Genomic DNA, 17,609 nt, shown 5'->3' with positions numbered 1-17,609 from the left:
GAGAGCACTGTGAAAGACCATCAGGAAGAATCAGAACATTCCTCACCTGTAACGAGTGAGAAAGAAAACCGAGCAGTCAGCCAAGGGACAGAAGCAACCCAACCAGTAGCTACTGCAGATGAGGAGCCTGAAATTGCAGATTACGGACCACTTCCTAGCAAGGCTCAAATGCAATACCACCGCGAAGAACTGGCAGCCTTCATCCACTTTGGGATGAATACCTACTACGATCGTGAGTGGGGGGATGGGCAAGAAGATCCTTATTATTTCTATCCAGAGCATCTGGATACCGATCAGTGGATCAAAACCCTGAAAGATGCTGGCTTCAAACGGACCATCATGGTCGTCAAGCACCACGATGGTTTCCTCTTGTACCCTTCTAAATACACCGACCATACAATTGCCAAAAGTGGTTGGAAGGAAGGAAAAGGTGATATCCTAGCCGAAGTTTCGGCTTCTGCTAGCAAGTATGACATGGATATGGGAGTCTACCTCTCCCCTTGGGATGCCCACAGCCCGCTCTACCATGTGGATACAGAGGAGCAATACAACGAATACTATCTCAACCAGCTCAAAGAAATCCTTGAAGATCCTAAATATGGAAACAAAGGCAAATTTGTTGAAGTCTGGATGGATGGAGCGCGTGGCGATGGGGCTCAAAAAGTAACCTATACCTTCGATAAGTGGTTTGACGCCATCCGTAAGGCCCAAGGGGATATTGCTATCTTCTCAGCTGAGCCCACCAATGTTCGTTGGATAGGAAATGAAAAGGGGATTGCTGGAGATCCAGTTTGGCATAAGGTCAATCCGGATAAGATTCGCAACAATCCATCCAATAGCTATCTCAACCATGGAGATCCGGAAGGGAAACAATACTCAGTGGGAGAAGCGGATGTTTCCATTCGCTCTGGCTGGTTCTACCATGACAATCAAGAGCCTAAGTCCCTGCGTGAATTGATGGACATTTACTTCAAATCTGTCGGTCGTGGAACGCCACTCTTGCTCAATATTCCACCCAATCAAGATGGAAAATTTGTGGATGCCGATGTGGCCCGTTTGAAAGAATTCCGCCAGACTTTGGACCAACTCTACAGCGTGGACTATGCGGAGGGCGCTTTGGTAGAAGCTGACTCGACACGGCGCAATTCGCATTACGCAGCTAGCCATTTGACAGATGGCGATGAAAAGACCAGTTGGGCCCCTGCCGATGATGCCAAGACCGGCTCTTTTGTCCTCGATCTTGGAAAAGAGCAACATTTTGATGTGGTAGAGCTCAAAGAAACCATCGAAAAAGGCCAACGGATTTCCGGTTTCACCATCGATGTAGCGGTGAATGGCCAATGGGTTCCTTTTGGAGCTGGGTCAACCGTTGGATATCGCCGTTTGATCAAAGGGCAACCAGTTGATAGTCGCTACCTCCGAGTGTCAATTACTGATGCCCAAGCCACTCCAATCTTGAACGGTGTCTCGGTCTATAAGACGCCAGCTAGCATCGAAGAAACCGATGGCTATCCGCTTGGTTTGACCTATCATTCTGACCGGACTGCTGACCGGGGCAATAGCCAATGGAATGAAGAGGGAGAAGGCGTTCGAGGCACCTCTATGTGGACCAAGGAAGCGGGAGCTTCTGCAACCTACCACTTCGAAGGAACCAAGGCCTATGTGGTCGCAACTGTAGACTCAGGTCATGGGGAAATGGATGTCTATGTCGATGGGCAAAAACTAGCGACGGTTAATACCCAAAGTCCAACTCGCAAACGCAGCCAAAAGGTTTATGAAACACCAGATTTGAAAGCAGGTTCCCATACCTTGACCTTGGTCAATAGCAAGGGAGATGCTATCGCAACGGAAGGGATTTATGCCCTCAATAATCAAGAAAAAGGCCTCTTTGAGTTTGCTCAGCCAACCTTAGCTGTTAAAAAAGGAGACCCAGCGCGAATCGTCGTCAAGAGAAAAGGTGGCTCTAAAGGAAGTACCAGTCTTAAATTCATCACAGAACCGGGAACAGGGGTTCATGGCAAGGTCTACAAAGATACCAATGTCACCCTTGAGTTCGCAGATGGAGAGACAGAAAAAACAGTCCAAGTCCCAACCCTTGATTTTGCAGGAAAAGCGACCGATGTCTATGACTTTCAGGTCAAATTGTTGTATCCGGATCAAGGAAGCCTAGTCGGCTTCATTCCAGAACTGACAGTCCAAGTGATGAACGAGGACCTGCTTCCAGAAAATCGCAAAGAAGTGGATGATCAAGATCCAAAACTGCACTACAGCCAAGGCTGGCATCATGAGACGGATAACCAAGAATGTTCAAATGGGACCGAATCATAGTCTAGCTTTAACCAAGTGATAGATAAGGCAGGAAAACTGCCACAGACAGGATCAGAGAAGGCAAGCTTCTTAGCCTGGATCGGACTTTTTGGTTTAGGACTCTTAGGCGGAAGAGTAAAATTAGCTCGTCGGAAATCCTAAAGTCCCTTCTACAAGAGGTTAGCAATAGCTAGCCTCTTTTTTGGCTCCTTCTGCCTACCAGTAAGGGGGCTTCAGATTCTATCTCGACGTAGTCTTTGCTTTATTTACAGGCGTAAAAATTGTATAATAGTCAGATAAGGTCAATAATGACATCATGGATGATGAGACCATTTTTGATCCTCTGAAAAGCAGAGGGCTCATCTAGAATGAAAAGGTTAGAAAGGAGCATCATGGCAAGTAAAAATACATCAGATAGCATTGAGGCCTATATCAAGTCGCTACTGGCCCAAGCAGGCATCGCAGAGCTCAAGAGAAGCGAATTAGCGGATGTTTTCCAAGTTGTTCCTAGTCAAATCAATTATGTGATCAAGACCCGCTTCACCGAAAGTCGAGGCTACATCGTAGAGAGCAAGCGTGGAGGTGGAGGATATATCCGGATTGGCAAGATTCAATTTTCAGACCAACACCAGATGCTAAAAGAGCTTGGCGCAAGCATTGGAGAACAGATCAGTCAGACTGTTTTTGACGATATCCTCCAGATGCTATTTGAAGAAAAACTCCTTACAAAGAGAGAGGCAGAGCTCTTGTTAGTGGTGACAACAGACGATGTTCTGGGAAGCGAAGCCCATCGCTTACGAGCCAATATCCTACGAAAAATTATCCAACAAGTCGATAGAAAGGGAATGTAATCTCCTTATGAACTATTCAAAAGCCCTATTAGAAACGATTGAAGCCGCTCAAATCTTGGCGGGTCATTTTGATTCCCAAACACTAGATACCTGGCATATCCTAGTAGCCCTAGCCAATAATCCTTATAGTGTAGCTGGTTCCGTCTTAACTGACTATCCTATGCAGATTGATGATTTTCAAGATGCGGCTGAGCACATTACGGGTCAAGTCTACCAAAGGGATGGCCGCTACGAGGTATTTCCTTTTTCTTTCCGTGTAGAAGAAATCATGAACCGGTCCCAAGAGATTGCTCAGGCAGTCCATGCCAAAAGCCTTGGAACGGAGCATGTCCTCTTGGCGCTCTTACTAGAGCGGGGAACCTTGGCTTCTCAAGTATTGGAGTATGTTGGCTTCCGCTATGATGATCAGGAAGAGGGTATTAAAATCGTCGAGCTTCGTAAGAGCTTGGAACAACGAGCAGGTTGGGATAAGGAAGCTGTCAAGGCTATCCGTTCTCTCTATCGGGCCCAGCAACCAAATCGTCAAACCATGGGAAATATGATGGGCATGCCGGCCTCTACTAGTGGTGGTTTGGAAGATTATACCCGAGATCTGACAGAAATGGCTCGCAATGGCAGTTTGGAACCAGTGATTGGCCGGGGTCAAGAAATCTCGCGGATGATTCAGATTTTGAGCCGCAAAACAAAAAACAATCCGGTCCTCGTTGGTGATGCGGGTGTCGGAAAGACTGCTCTGGCTTTGGGCTTGGCCCAACGGATTGCCAGTGGAGATGTCCCAACTGAACTTGCCAAGATGCGCGTCTTAGAGTTGGACTTGATGAATGTTGTCGCAGGGACCCGTTTCCGTGGGGATTTTGAAGAGCGGATGAACAACATCATCAATGATATTGAAGAAGATGGTCATGTCATTCTCTTCATTGATGAGCTCCATACCATTATGGGATCTGGCTCTGGGATTGACTCCACCTTGGATGCGGCCAATATCTTGAAGCCGGCCTTGGCTCGTGGAACTCTACGGACCGTAGGAGCCACTACGCAAGAAGAATACCAAAAACACATTGAAAAAGACGCTGCTCTTTCACGCCGCTTTGCTAAGGTCTTGATTGAGCAACCATCTGTTGCAGATAGCATCGCTATTTTGCAAGGGCTCAAGAAGACCTATGAGCGTCACCACCGCGTCCATATTACGGATCCAGCCATTGAGACAGCTGTTGTCTATGCTCATCGGTATTTGACCAGTCGCCTCTTGCCAGACTCAGCTATTGATCTTTTGGATGAGGCGGCAGCGACCGTGCAAAACGAGGGACCTCAAGCGGGTCTTCAGTCCGATTTGACAGCTGCCGATCAAGCCTTGCTCAAGGGACAGTGGAAAAAAGTTGCTCAGCTACTAAAAGAAGACGCCAGTCCGAAAGGTTACCAGCTAGAAGTCAAGGAAGAGGATATCCTGAAGACGCTCAGTCAGCTTTCTGGTATCCCTGTTGAAAAACTAACCCAAACAGCGGCTAAGAAATACCTTGAATTAGAAGCGGAACTTCATAAGCGCGTGATCGGTCAGGATCAGGCCGTCTCAAGTATCAGCCGAGCGATTCGCCGCAATCAATCTGGAATCCGGTCTCACAAGCGACCAATCGGTTCCTTCCTCTTCCTCGGTCCGACAGGAGTCGGGAAAACCGAGCTAGCCAAGGCGCTTGCTGAGGTCCTCTTTGATGACGAGTCCGCTTTGATTCGCTTTGATATGAGTGAATACATGGAGAAATTTGCGGCTAGTCGTCTCAACGGAGCTCCTCCGGGTTACGTTGGCTATGAAGAAGGTGGTGAGTTGACGGAAAAAGTCCGCAACAAACCTTATTCAGTCCTCTTGTTTGATGAGGTGGAAAAAGCCCATCCAGATATCTTTAACGTTCTCTTGCAAGTCTTGGATGACGGTGTCTTGACCGACAGCAAGGGACGCAAGGTAGATTTCTCCAATACCATTATTATCATGACGTCAAACTTGGGAGCTACTGCTTTACGAGATGATAAGACAGTCGGTTTTGGAGCCAAGGATATTCGCTTTGACCAAGCCAATATGGAAAAACGCATCTTCGAAGAGTTGAAGAAGACCTATCGACCGGAGTTCATTAACCGGATTGATGAAAAGGTCGTCTTCCATAGCCTGACCAGTGACCAAATGCACGAGATTGTCAAGATTATGGTGAAACCGTTGGTTCAATCTCTAGCAGAGAAGGGAATTACTCTGAAATTCCAAGCGTCTGCCCTTAAATGGCTGGCAACTCACGGATATGATCCAGAGATGGGAGCGCGTCCTTTGCGTCGGACCATCCAGACCCAGGTGGAAGACTACTTGGCAGAGATCCTCTTGAGAGGAGAAGTTGCAGAAGGTCAAACCCTCAAGGTAGGTGTCAAGTCTGGTCAGCTGAACTTCACGATTGACTAGGAGGATCTGCAGTGCCTCTCAAACGCTTGACCCGAATCACCCTCTTAGCAGCCCTCTGTGTGGTGCTGAGACAAGCTTTTGCCTTTCTACCCAATATCCAACCCATTAGTGCCATTTTCTTTTTATTGGTGTTATTCGAAGACTGGGCATTCGCCTGTTTGGTGATGGCTGTCACCATGTTCACCTCGGCTTTTCTCTTGGGGATGAGTCCAGTGGTAGTCGCTCAGATTCTAGTCTTTGCCCTCCTCTTGACTCTTTGGCGGGGGCTTTACCGCCACTTGTCTTTGGAAGTCCAAACCCTAGTGGTCGGCATCTTATCTTTTCTCTACGGGATGTTGATTGACAGTCTTTATGCTGTCCTTTATCACATGCCTTGGTGGACCTATGCCCTGATCAATGGCTTCAGCTTTAACCTAGCCCACGCCCTTTCCACCGCTTGTTTTTATCCTTTACTTTATGTCATATTTAGGAGATTGTATCATGAAAAAAACACTTTATAGCTTGTTTGCTGTCCTAGCAGCTCTTGTATTGGTCAGTTGCGGACAAAGCACACCATCGACTACGAAAAACTCAGCTTCTAGCTCACAAGTAGCCAAAGAAAAAGAAATCACCATTACTGTAAGTATCGCCCCTGAAGGGCAGGAAGTTCAAAGCAAGACCCTAAAGGTTGCAGAGAAAGCCAACCTGATGGAAGTCCTTAAAGCCAACTACAAAATTGAGGAAAAGAGTGGCCTCATCACCTCGATTGATGGAGTAGCCCAAGACGAAAGCAAGGGGCTCTATTGGATGTACAAGATCAATGGAGAGATGGCACCAAAAGGGGCAGCAGAGACCACTGTTCAAGATGGAGACACTATCGAATTTTATCAAGAAGTATATCAATAAGAAAAAGAGTGAATGCTTGGAGTAGGACTCCACGGGTTCACTCTTTTTTTGAAACTAGTTTCTATTTTTTATAAGAATTGGAAATCCTCTTGACTTCCCCATAAATGAATGTTACAATTATATTACAAAATGTAACAAATGTTACAAAAGAGAGGTATTGCCATGAAAATGAAAGGAACCTTATTTAGTCTATCCACCCTTGCTCTAACAGCTGCTCTTCTCTTAAGCGGCTGTGGATCAGAAAAGAAAAAGGAAACCAGTCCATCTTCAACTAGTAAAATTGCACAAGTAAAAGAAAGTTCTACTAGTAAGAAAGAAGAGAAAAAGGCGACAAGCAAAACCACACAAAACCAACAAAACGGAGAGCTAGCATCATCTTCTGCTAGCGCTTCGAGCGAAACACAAGCCAGCCAAGAAAGTCCGTCAACTCCGGTGACACCAAGAGTTCCAAAAGTCCATCAAGGCCTGGCTCCAACCCCTTCTCAAAAAACGAATCCAGCAGTGACGCCGGCGCCTGAAAAACCAAAACTACCTAGCTTGGAGGAAGGTCGCACAAGTGCCAAAGAGCAAGCCTCTAAGACAGAGAACCCACGCTATAAAGGTGTATTAGCTTATGCCTCAGGGGATTATTCTACAGTAGCAGGTAGTTGGACCGATGGTCGTGATACCAGCGTAACGATCGGGCAAGGAGGCCAAGTGACCATTCAAACTCCAGGGGGCGATGCAGTGAGCTATACGATTGGAAGCTATGAATACAACTTGGATCATGGTCATTATCATGCTGGCTTGATTTCCACTCAAGATGGATCTACAGCTAGCTTGGATATAGTCATCGGTCAAGATGGCCAAGTGGCAAGTGTTCAAGTGGCTGAAAATGGACATACGCACGCCTTGATTCGGGAATAATGGCTCGCCACTAAGAAATATTAAAAAAATGATTGAAATCAAAGGTTCAATTCTGTATAATAACATACAGAGTTGGACCTTTTTAATTTTTATTTTATAAAAATATATTTTTTTATAAAAAAGTATTGACACTGGCTAATTATAGTTTATAATAAAAGTATAAGCAAAGCATGTTTTGAAATAATAATAAAAAGGAGCCAGTAAGATGAAAGAAAAAGTGGCAGTGGTTTTTGGAACATTTGCCCCCCTTCATCAAGGGCATATTGATTTAATTCAACGGGCAAAACGCCAATGTGACCGCGTTCGTGTAATTGTTTCTGGGTACAAAGGAGACCGTGGAGAAGAAGTTGGCCTTCCTTTGCAGAAACGTTTTCGCTATATCCGAGAAGGTTTTTCAAATGATGAACTCACTCAAATTTATAAACTTGACGAGACAGATCTTCCCCGCTATCCCTTGGGATGGGAGCCTTGGTTGAAAACAGCCTTAGAGACCATTCAATATCATGCAGAAAGAGAAGAACTGATCTTCTTTGTTGGAGAGAAGACTTATCAAGAAGAACTCGAAGCGCGAGGCTTTGAAGCCCGCCTGCAGGAGCGTCAGTTTGGCATCTCAGGAACCCTCATCAGAGAGAACCCGAGCAAGTATTGGAAATACATCGCCCAACCCTTCCGTCGTCAGTTTACGAAAAAGGTTCTTATTATGGGGAGTGCTAGTAACGGGAAGACGACTTTGGCAAAGGATTTGGCCCGTTTCTATGATGCGCCAGTGAGCTTAGAATATGCTCGGGAGTACCAAATTAGAAATAATGTACGGGATGATGAATTAACACCAAAAGATTACTATTACCTCTTGCTAGGACAATACGATCAAACCTCAAAATTAATCGACAGTAATGCCAATCGTGGCTTAGTCATTGCAGATACCAACTCTTTGGTGACAAAGGGCTATTACGACTACTATATGGAGGTAGAAGGCCAAGAGACCAGTATGACGGATACCTTTGACAACCTCTTCGTCAGTATCCTAGCTAAGGAAAAATGGGATCTGATCTTATTTGTCCAACCCATTGGATCCTATGTCAATGATGGTTTCCGTGATATGACCATGGCAGATGATGAAATTCGCAACAGTTTTTCAAATCACCTGGATCAACTCCGCCATCAATACCTCTCGAATATCCCTACAGCCTATCTCGGGCAAGACTACTTAGGAAATTATGAAGAAGCGAAACGTGTCATCGATACGATTTATCAAGCTGATTAAAGGAGAAGCAGCATGAAACGACTACAAGAAAAAATTCAAACATTTGGGGAACATTTAAAAAATGTCCATCGAGAAGCTGGTAAACGTGGCTTTATAGGAATTATGAAACTCCTTTGGAAAGACCTATTCGCTGGCCGCACGTTGACACAATGGCTCTATTTGCTTGCTTTATCCAGCGTGCCCTTTGTCCTAGAGTTTACCAATCAGGAAGCAAGTCACGATTGGTTGGGGCTCTTTGCATCCTGGACAGGAATAGTTTGTGTTATACTAGTAGCAGAGGGTCGGGCTAGTAACTATCTCTTTGGGGCAGTAAACTCTGCTATTTATTTAATCCTAGCCTTGAACAAAAACTTCTATGGAGAAGTTTTAACGACCTTGTATTTCTTCGTTATGCAGCCAATTGGTCTCTATGTCTGGTTATCGAATCGGATCAATGACCAGGGAGGGGCAGAAAAGTCTCACTTTGAGTCTAAGAAATTAACTTTAGTGGAATGGATCAAGTACTTGGTCCTAACAGCTCTGATTTGGATTGGGATGGGCTACGCCTATAAAAGCATCCACAGTGCTCGGCCTTTCCGTGATAGTGTAACAGATGCGACCAATGGTGTCGGACAGCTTCTGATGACCGGTCTCTATCGCGAACAATGGATTTTCTGGATTGCGACCAACCTCTTCAGTATTTACCTCTGGTGGGGAGAGAGCATCCATATTCAAGGTATGTACTGGGTTTATACGCTTAACAGTCTTGTCGGTTGGTATCAGTGGAGTAAAGCAGTGAAAAAGGAGGTTGCTTAAATGACAGCAACAAGCATTCCGGAAGGAATGAACGAAAAGGAATACTACGAAACGGTCGTCAGCGAGGAAGAATTTCTCCGTTGGTATAAGGAACAGGACCACCCTACCTATGAAAATCCGAGCGTAACTGCCGATATGGTGGCCTACTGCTTTGTGGAGGGGCGCTTGAAACTCCTGGTGATTCGCCGGAAAACCCACCCTTGTCAGCATCGGGTAGCCTTGGTTGGAGGATTCTTACAAAAGCATGAAGATGCTATCCAGGCTTGTATCCGTGAGGTCCAGGAAGAAGTTGGACTAGAGTTGACCCCTCAAAAGGTCGAGCAGTTAATGACAGTTTCGACTCCTGGACGGGATCCACGGGGCTGGGTCATAACCATTGCCCACCTGGTCTACTTGCCTGCGGAGGCCGTCAATCTGGTCCGAGCTGGGGATGATGCCAAAGAGGTCCTTTTCCTCGATGTGGACTTCAAACAAGGGGAGTGTTCCCTAGATGGTCGTGTCTTGACGGCTGAAGATTTTGCCTTTGACCACTATGAGATTGTCCAAGAATCCATCAAGCGGATCCAAGGGCGCTTGGCTTGGAATCCAACCTTCCTCCATCTCCTAGAAGAACCTTTCACTGTTTACGAAGCAACTGAGTTGGTGAATCTGATCCATCCAGATAAAGAAATTTTGACCAATAATTTCCTTGTCACCTACGGTTCCTATGTTGAAGAGGTGGGAGTCAAGCGAGTACCTAAGAAAAAACCGCGTAAGACCTATCGCTGGAAAGAAAGTGAAAGCCAAAAGGACCAATAACATACAAAAGAGAGTGGGACAGAAATCGGCAATTCGTTAGAATTCGATTTCGTCGTCCCACCTCCGCACAGTTGAGTAGGGCTGTAAAAGCTGATGGAATCAGCGTAGTAGAGCCCACTCAACCACTGCGTCTTGCTCGACAATCCAAAGACAATTGAGAGGCTAGGACTTTTGTCCCAGCCTCTTTTTTGTTCTTAAGCTTTTTCCAATTGAAGAAGTTCTTCAATCTCAGCTAGGGTGCTAGCTTGGGAGATTGCTCCGCGAAGTTTGGCAGCGCCAGATGTTCCACGGAGGTAGTGAGGGGCTAAGCCACGGAATTCGCGGACGGCAATGTGCTCGCCCTTGAGATTGATCAAGCGCTTCAAGTGCTCATAAGCAATCTTCATCTTGTCTTCGAAGGTCAAATCAGGCAGGATTTCTCCTGTTTCAAAGTAGTGATTGATTTGGTTGAAGAGGTAAGGATTGCCCATAGCGGCACGGCCAATCATGACTGCATCAGCACCGACTTCTTCGATGCGTTGTTTGGCGTCTTGAACCGTCCGGATGTCTCCGTTTGCGATAAATGGAATCTTGGTCAGAGCTTGCGCAACCTTGTGAAGGGTCTCAAGGTCAGCGTGACCAGTGTACATTTGCTCCCGGGTCCGTCCGTGCATAGCAAGGGCAGAGACACCTGCAGCTTCAGCTGCGAGGGCATTCTCCACTGCTAGAGAAGGATCTGACCAACCTGTCCGCATTTTGACAGTGAGAGGGATATCAAGGACGGATTGGACCTTGTTGATAATGGAGTAGATCTTATCAGGGTCCTTGAGCCACATAGCACCCGCCTCGTTTTTCACGATTTTATTCACTGGGCAGCCCATGTTGATATCCACGATATCGGTCTTGGTATTTTCTTGGATAAATTCTGCTGCGCGTGCGAGACTATCTTCGTCGCTCCCGAAAAGTTGGATTGATACAGGATTTTCTCCTTCATCGATATGGAGCATATGCAGGGTCTTTTCGTTATTGTATTGGATTCCTTTATCAGAGACCATTTCCATGACTACAAGCCCTGCTCCCAGTTCCTTAGCAATCGTCCGGAAAGCGGAGTTGGTCACACCGGCCATAGGTGCTAGGACCGTCCGGTTTGGGATCTCGACGTTCCCAATCATAAAAGGCGTATTAAGATTTGTCACGAATGAGTTCCTCCAAGTCGTTTTCGTCAAAGTGATAAGCTGTCTGACAGAATTGGCAAATAATTTCTGCTCCCTGGTCCTCGTCCTTCATTTCTTGAAGGTCTTTGGCTGGCAAGCTAGCCAAGGCATCCATGAAGCGTTCCTTGCTACAGTCGCATTGGAAACGAAGTTCTTCTTCAGAGAGACGTTTGTAAGGCTCTTCGCCATAGATGGCAGCAAGAAGGGCTTCAATATGGTCGTCAGAGGCTAAAAGGGTAGAAATGGCAGGCATTTCTTGGATACGTTTTTCAAAGCGGGCAATTTCTTCTTCCTTGGCATTTGGCAAGACCTGTACCAAGAAACCACCAGCGACCTTGACTTTGTCGTTTTCGTCTAAAAGCACATTGAGCCCAACCGCAGATGGCGTTTGTTGGCTTTCAGTCAAATAATAAGCCAGGTCTTCACCGATTTCGCCAGTGACCAGGGGTGTCATGGAGTGGTAAGGATTGCCTGTGCCATAGTCGGTGATGACTAAGAATTCCCCATTTCCGACAAATGGTCCGACCACGACTTCACCGGTCGCGGTTTTCTTGATATCCACACCAGGATTTTGCACGTAGCCTTTAACGTTTCCTTGAGTATCTGCCACAGTGATAATAGCACCCAGTGAGCTGGTACCGAGGATTTTCACCGTAATCTTGGTGTCCCCTTTTTCGTTGGCTGCGAGAATTTGACTAGCGATGAGGGTCCGACCGAGGGCCACTGTTGAACTTGCTTGAGTTTGATGTTTTTCTTGGGCTGCTCGCACGGTCTCTGTACTGTCTAGTACAAAGGCACGGAAAGAGCCACTTTCTGAGATAGTTTTAATAATTTTGTCCATAGCTTCTATTTTAGCATAAAAAAAGAAAAGAGGTGAGGGGAGTAACTTGATTTATTTAGACTGTGAAGGGAGAAAATCTTTCTGAGGAGAATCTTGCTTAGAAACTGAATAGACTAGGATCTATTTTAGGGAGAAAATAAGGTAAAAGACGAACGATCATTGTATAAGCTGGGATATGAAGGTCAAAAGATGGATGTTTAGAAAATGAGAGTCAACTTTTAAGGGTAAAAAACCAAGCAAAGAAATAGCCAACCTTGAAAAAAACGAGGAAATTTCTTATAATAGGGTGTAAGACAAACTTGCAGGTGAGACTCCTGCCCCTAGTTTGAAGAAAGGCATAGATAGGCAACTATCTATGGTATATGAAAAAGAATTATGACATCAGTTGTTGTAGTAGGAACCCAATGGGGTGATGAAGGAAAAGGGAAGATTACAGACTTCCTGTCAGCCAATGCAGAAGTCATTGCTCGTTACCAAGGTGGGGACAATGCCGGTCACACCATCGTGATCGACGGCAAAAAGTTCAAGTTGCACTTGATTCCTTCGGGTATCTTCTTCCCTGAAAAGATTTCTGTGATCGGAAACGGAGTAGTGGTCAATCCTAAATCATTGGTCAAAGAGTTGGCTTATCTCCATGAAGAAGGGGTATCAACGGATAGCCTTCGCATTTCTGACCGTGCCCATGTCATCCTTCCTTACCATATTGAATTGGACCGTCTCCAAGAAGAGTCTAAAGGCGAAAACAAAATCGGAACCACCATCAAAGGGATTGGACCAGCCTATATGGACAAGGCTGCGCGTGTGGGAATCCGGATCGCGGATCTCTTGGATCGAGAGGTCTTTGCGGAACGCCTGCGCATCAACTTGGAAGAAAAGAACCGTCAATTTACCAAGCTCTATGATGCAGAAGCTCTTTCTTTTGACGATATCTTTGAAGAATACTACGAATATGGTCAACAAATCAAACAATATGTCACCGATACTTCCGTGATCTTGAACGATGCTTTGGATAACGGCAAGCGCGTGCTCTTTGAAGGGGCCCAAGGGGTGATGTTGGATATCGACCAAGGAACCTATCCATTTGTAACCTCTTCAAACCCAGTCGCTGGTGGGGTGACGATCGGATCAGGTGTCGGCCCAAGCAAGATCGATAAGGTTGTTGGTGTATGTAAAGCCTATACCAGCCGTGTCGGTGATGGACCATTCCCTACAGAGCTCTTTGATGAAGTAGGTGATCGGATTCGTGAAGTCGGCCATGAGTATGGGACAACAACGGGTCGTCCTCGTCGTGTGGGTTGGTTTGACTCTGTTGTCATGCGCCATAGCCGTCGTGTGTCAGGAATTACCAACCTTAGCTTGAACTCAATCGACGTTTTGTCAGGATTGGATACAGTGAAAACCTGTGTAGCCTACGACTTGGATGGAGAACGCATCGACTACTACCCAGCAAGCTTGGAGCAACTCAAACGTTGCAAACCAATCTATGAAGAATTGCCAGGCTGGTCAGAAGACATCACAGGTGTCCGCCACTTGGATGAGCTTCCAGAAAATGCCCGCAACTATGTTCGCCGTGTCGGTGAATTGGTTGGTGTGCGCATTTCAACCTTCTCGGTCGGACCAGATCGTGACCAAACCAATATCCTTGAAAGTGTCTGGTCAAGTAAATAATCAAATAAAAGTTGGGAGTTCTCTCTCAACTTTTTTCTTCTTAAGATTACTTTAAGACACGCGGTCTATACTAAGACCATAAACAAAGACCTCCCAACTTTGTTTAGAATCCAAACTTTTTTTCATAATATCTCCCTATAAGAAGTCACCCATTGGTGGCTTTTTTTGTGGCTTCATCATATAATAGAACATGAAACGTGGAGATGAGAGGAGATATGGTGAGAGATTACACGACGGAAGAGAAAGAAGCCTTTATGCGAGAGGCCTTAAAAGAAGCAGAAATCGCCTTGGCCCATGAGGAAATCCCCATTGGTTGTGTCATCGTCAAAGATGGTGAGATCATTGGACGGGGCCACAATGCACGGGAAGAATTGCAGCGAGCTGTCATGCATGCAGAGGTAATGGCGATCGAAGAAGCCAATCAGTACGAAGAGAGCTGGCGCTTGCTAGATACCACCCTATTTGTGACCATTGAGCCTTGTGTCATGTGCAGTGGCGCCATTGGTCTGGCCCGGATTCCTCAGGTGGTTTATGGTGCGACCAATCAGAAGTTTGGCGGGGCAGGGAGCCTTTACGATATTTTGACAGATGAACGCCTCAATCACCGGGTAGAAGTAGAAACAGGGATTTTGGAAGCGGAATGTGCAGCCATCATGCAAACCTTCTTCCGCCAAGGCCGGGAAAGAAAAAAACAAGCCAAGCTCGCAGCCAAGGCCGAAACACAAGAATAAAAACCGGACCTTTGCAAAATCCACAAATTATGATATAATACCTATCGGAGCAACAGTTCTGCGTGAAGCGGGTCAGGGGAGGAATCCAGCAGCCCTAAGCGAAGTGAACTGTGTGCTCTTTTCTATTGCTCTTGATGAATCAAGTCCAAGGGACGCAGATGAATCCTAGAGCAATGGATGCAGTTTTTCCCGCTAGGGAAAAAGCTGTAAACCGATAAAAGCTCTTAACGAAACAAGCCTGCAAATCGCAGATGAGTTTAGAGATATTGATCCTGAGGAGCTTTGCGACGTGAGGGCTATAATTCACTAGCATTATCTCGAAATTCATTAGTGGATTCAAAGAATAATAGCGTAAAAATAGAGCTTCGGAAGAGGCTCCTTTTTTTGTCTGTTCCGTTCAAAATAAGGCTCTATATGCAAACTATTGCTATTGCGTCGTTGCTTGATTTGTGAAAATAAAAAAATTAGCAAATGAAAACGTTTTACAGGATGGTTTCCCTTGATTAAATCCCAGTAAAGCGATATCATAGAGAAGAAGAAATTTTGGAGGAATAACATGTCTCATATTAAATTTGACTACTCAAAAGTTTTGGGTAAATTTGTTGCCCCACATGAAGTGGACTACATGCAAGCACAAGTTACAGCAGCAGACGAATTGATCCGTAAAGGAACTGGTGCTGGTAGCGACTTCTTGGGTTGGTTGGACCTTCCTGAAAACTACGACCGCGAAGAATTTGCTCGTATTCAAAAGGCTGCTGCTAAAATCCAATCTGATAGTGAGGTATTGATCGTAATCGGTATTGGTGGTTCCTATTTAGGAGCTCGTGCAGCTATTGATTTCTTGAATAATTCATTTGTAAACTTGCAAAGAAAGGAAGAACGCAAGGCACCTCAGATCCTCTATGCTGGAAACTCTATCTCTTCAAGCTATTTGGCTGATTTGGTAGACTATGTATCAGACAAAGATTTCTCAGTAAACGTGATTTCTAAATCAGGTACAACAACTGAACCGGCTATTGCTTTCCGTGTCTTCAAAGAACTCTTGGTTAAGAAGTACGGTCAAGAAGAAGCTAACCAACGTATCTACGCAACTACAGACCGCGCTAAAGGTGCAGTTAAGGTTGAAGCAGATGCTAATGGCTGGGATACTTTTGTAGTGCCTGATAGTGTAGGTGGTCGTTTTACAGTATTGACAGCAGTGGGGCTCTTGCCAATCGCAGCTGCAGGAGCTGATATCAGCAAGTTAATGGAAGGAGCAAATGCTGCTCGCAAGGCTTATGCTTCTGATAAGTTGGCTGAAAATGAAGCATATCAATATGCAGTTGTGCGCAATATCTTGTACCGTAAAGGTTATCTGACAGAAGTTCTAGCTAACTATGAACCATCTCTGCAATACTTCTCTGAGTGGTGGAAGCAACTGGCTGGTGAGTCAGAAGGGAAAGATCAAAAAGGGATTTATCCAACTTCAGCTAACTTCTCAACAGACTTGCACTCTCTGGGACAATTTATCCAGGAAGGTACCCGTATCCTCTTTGAAACAGTTATCCGTGTAGATAAACCTCGCAAAAATGTGCTGATTCCTGAATTGGCAGAAGACTTGGACGGTCTTGGCTACTTGCAAGGAAAAGATGTTGACTTTGTCAATAAAAAAGCTACAGATGGAGTGCTGTTAGCACACACTGATGGTGGAGTTCCAAATATGTTTGTGACACTGCCTGAGCAAGATGAGTTCACTTTGGGCTACACTATTTACTTCTTTGAGTTGGCTATTGCTCTTTCTGGCTACCTGAATGGTATCAATCCATTTGACCAGCCTGGAGTTGAAGCTTATAAGAAAAACATGTTTGCTCTTCTTGGGAAACCAGGCTTTGAAGAGCTGGGTGCTGAGTTGAATGCACGCCTTTGATTCTCATATGCTTTGAGTTCATTTAGAATATAAAAAGATCCACAAGTTCATTTCTTGTGGATTTTTAGTACAAGCCTCTTAATTAGTTTATTATTTTTTTTAAAAGTGTAAAAAAGAGTGTCTTAATTCTTTTATGAAAGCGCTGTATAATTGCCTTGTAAATAAAATTTGAGAGGTATCAAAATGAATGATTGGTTAAACATAAAAGGCAAAACAGTTCTTGTGACTGGCGCGTCATCTGGGATCGGTAAGGCAATCGTTGAAGAATTGCTGGAATTAGGAGTCAATGTAGCGAATTTTGATCTTAGCGACAACGATTTGCGTCACCCGAATCTATTATTTGTAAAAGTTGATGTAACTTCTCGCTCTGAAGTAGAAGAGGGTGTTGCCAAAATAGTTGAAAGATTTGGCAATATTGATGCGGTAGTCAATAATGCAGGGATTAATGTTCCCAGATTATTAATTGATGCAGAAAATCCTAAAGGTCCTTACGAGTTAGACGATGAAACGTTTGAAAAAGTAACAATGATTAATCAAAAAGGTTTGTATTTGGTTAGTCAGGCAGTAGGACGTATTTTAGTGAAAAATAGAAAAGGTGTAATTGTGAACATGGCTTCAGAAGCAGGTTTGGAAGGTTCTGAAGGACAAAGTGCCTATGCTGCAACAAAAGCAGCAGTCTATAGTTACACTCGTTCATGGGCGAAAGAGCTGGGTAAGCATGGTGTACGTGTGGTTGGAATTGCTCCAGGAATTATGGAAGCTACGGGACTTCGAACTCTTTCTTATGAGGAAGCTCTTGCTTATACCCGTGGAAAGACGGTAGAAGATATTCGAGCTGGTTATGCTTCAACTTCAACAACTCCTTTGGGACGAAGTGGTAAACTACGGGAAGTAGCTGACCTTGTAGCATTCTATATTTCAGACCGTTCTAGCTATATAACTGGAGTCACTACAAATATTGCCGGGGGGAAAACTCGCGGTTAAAAAAATGAAGGTGAGGAAGAGAGTTGACCATAGTAAATCGATG

At 45.1% G+C, this 17,609-nt stretch carries 16 protein-coding genes and 1 other RNA gene; 15 read left to right on the top strand and 2 right to left on the bottom strand.

The window, feature by feature from the left end:
* Window positions 1-9: 9 nt before the first annotated feature.
* From D8785_RS04655 to D8785_RS04610, 10 genes are all read left to right on the top strand, one after another.
* Window positions 10-2,328, top strand: coding sequence for an alpha-L-fucosidase (locus D8785_RS04655; RefSeq protein WP_260469865.1), 2,319 nt, complete (start codon window positions 10-12; stop codon window positions 2,326-2,328).
* Window positions 2,329-2,343: 15 nt separating this feature from the next.
* Window positions 2,344-2,469: an LPXTG cell wall anchor domain-containing protein gene (locus tag D8785_RS09940; protein ID WP_125374639.1), complete on the top strand. Its 126-nt coding sequence runs from the start codon at window positions 2,344-2,346 to the stop codon at window positions 2,467-2,469.
* Window positions 2,470-2,699: 230 nt separating this feature from the next.
* Entirely contained in the window at window positions 2,700-3,158 is a 459-nt protein-coding gene (locus D8785_RS04645) for a CtsR family transcriptional regulator (RefSeq protein WP_125374638.1), read from the top strand.
* A gap of 7 nt (window positions 3,159-3,165) precedes the next feature.
* Window positions 3,166-5,595 carry an ATP-dependent Clp protease ATP-binding subunit gene (locus D8785_RS04640; protein ID WP_125374637.1) on the top strand — a complete coding sequence of 810 codons (2,430 nt, stop codon included), beginning with the start codon at window positions 3,166-3,168 and terminating at the stop codon, window positions 5,593-5,595.
* Between the two features lie 11 nt (window positions 5,596-5,606).
* Window positions 5,607-6,095, top strand: a complete 489-nt coding sequence (locus D8785_RS04635; protein ID WP_125374636.1) for an ECF transporter S component — start codon at window positions 5,607-5,609, stop codon at window positions 6,093-6,095.
* The gene (locus D8785_RS04630; RefSeq protein ID WP_125374635.1) at window positions 6,076-6,480 is read left to right on the top strand and encodes a DUF4430 domain-containing protein; all 405 of its coding nucleotides are present in this window, start codon (window positions 6,076-6,078) and stop codon (window positions 6,478-6,480) included. Before D8785_RS04635 ends, D8785_RS04630 begins: the two co-directional genes overlap by 20 nt.
* A 162-nt stretch (window positions 6,481-6,642) precedes the next feature.
* Window positions 6,643-7,386, top strand: a complete 744-nt coding sequence (locus D8785_RS04625; protein ID WP_125374634.1) for a hypothetical protein — start codon at window positions 6,643-6,645, stop codon at window positions 7,384-7,386.
* A 205-nt stretch (window positions 7,387-7,591) separates the two neighbouring features.
* Entirely contained in the window at window positions 7,592-8,650 is a 1,059-nt protein-coding gene (locus tag D8785_RS04620) for an AAA family ATPase (RefSeq protein WP_125374633.1), read from the top strand.
* A gap of 12 nt (window positions 8,651-8,662) precedes the next feature.
* Entirely contained in the window at window positions 8,663-9,445 is a 783-nt protein-coding gene (gene pnuC, locus D8785_RS04615; protein WP_125374632.1) for a nicotinamide riboside transporter PnuC, read from the top strand.
* A complete protein-coding gene (locus tag D8785_RS04610) occupies window positions 9,446-10,243 on the top strand; it encodes an NUDIX domain-containing protein (RefSeq protein WP_125374631.1) in 798 nt (265 codons plus the stop codon). It begins immediately after the preceding gene.
* Window positions 10,244-10,437: 194 nt separating this feature from the next.
* Here D8785_RS04610 and dusB read toward each other — a convergent pair whose 3' ends face one another.
* Complete coding sequence (dusB, locus tag D8785_RS04600) at window positions 10,438-11,418, bottom strand: tRNA dihydrouridine synthase DusB (RefSeq protein ID WP_006595451.1); 981 nt, start codon at window positions 11,416-11,418, stop codon at window positions 10,438-10,440.
* Window positions 11,405-12,277, bottom strand: coding sequence for an Hsp33 family molecular chaperone HslO (gene hslO / locus D8785_RS04595; protein WP_312023834.1), 873 nt, complete (start codon window positions 12,275-12,277; stop codon window positions 11,405-11,407). The genes dusB and hslO overlap by 14 nt, the downstream gene beginning before the upstream one ends.
* A 375-nt stretch (window positions 12,278-12,652) precedes the next feature.
* Here hslO and D8785_RS04590 point away from each other — a divergent pair, with 375 nt between their 5' ends.
* The 5 genes from D8785_RS04590 (at window position 12,653) to D8785_RS04570 (ending at window position 17,566) form a co-directional block, all read left to right on the top strand.
* Window positions 12,653-13,945: an adenylosuccinate synthase gene (locus D8785_RS04590; protein WP_125374629.1), complete on the top strand. Its 1,293-nt coding sequence runs from the start codon at window positions 12,653-12,655 to the stop codon at window positions 13,943-13,945.
* 215 nt (window positions 13,946-14,160) lie between these two features.
* Complete coding sequence (tadA, locus tag D8785_RS04585) at window positions 14,161-14,676, top strand: tRNA adenosine(34) deaminase TadA (protein WP_125374628.1); 516 nt, start codon at window positions 14,161-14,163, stop codon at window positions 14,674-14,676.
* A 38-nt stretch (window positions 14,677-14,714) separates the two neighbouring features.
* Window positions 14,715-14,810: signal recognition particle sRNA small type (ffs, locus tag D8785_RS04580), an RNA gene on the top strand.
* 422 nt (window positions 14,811-15,232) lie between these two features.
* Window positions 15,233-16,582, top strand: a complete 1,350-nt coding sequence (locus D8785_RS04575; RefSeq protein ID WP_125374627.1) for a glucose-6-phosphate isomerase — start codon at window positions 15,233-15,235, stop codon at window positions 16,580-16,582.
* Between the two features lie 183 nt (window positions 16,583-16,765).
* Entirely contained in the window at window positions 16,766-17,566 is an 801-nt protein-coding gene (locus tag D8785_RS04570; RefSeq protein ID WP_001000838.1) for an SDR family oxidoreductase, read from the top strand.
* The last annotated feature ends 43 nt before the right edge of the window (window positions 17,567-17,609 follow it).

This window comes from Streptococcus australis, from assembly GCF_003943615.1.
GTDB classification, from domain to species: Bacteria; Bacillota; Bacilli; order Lactobacillales; family Streptococcaceae; genus Streptococcus; species Streptococcus australis_C.
This window is presented reverse-complemented; position numbering and strand designations above follow the sequence as displayed.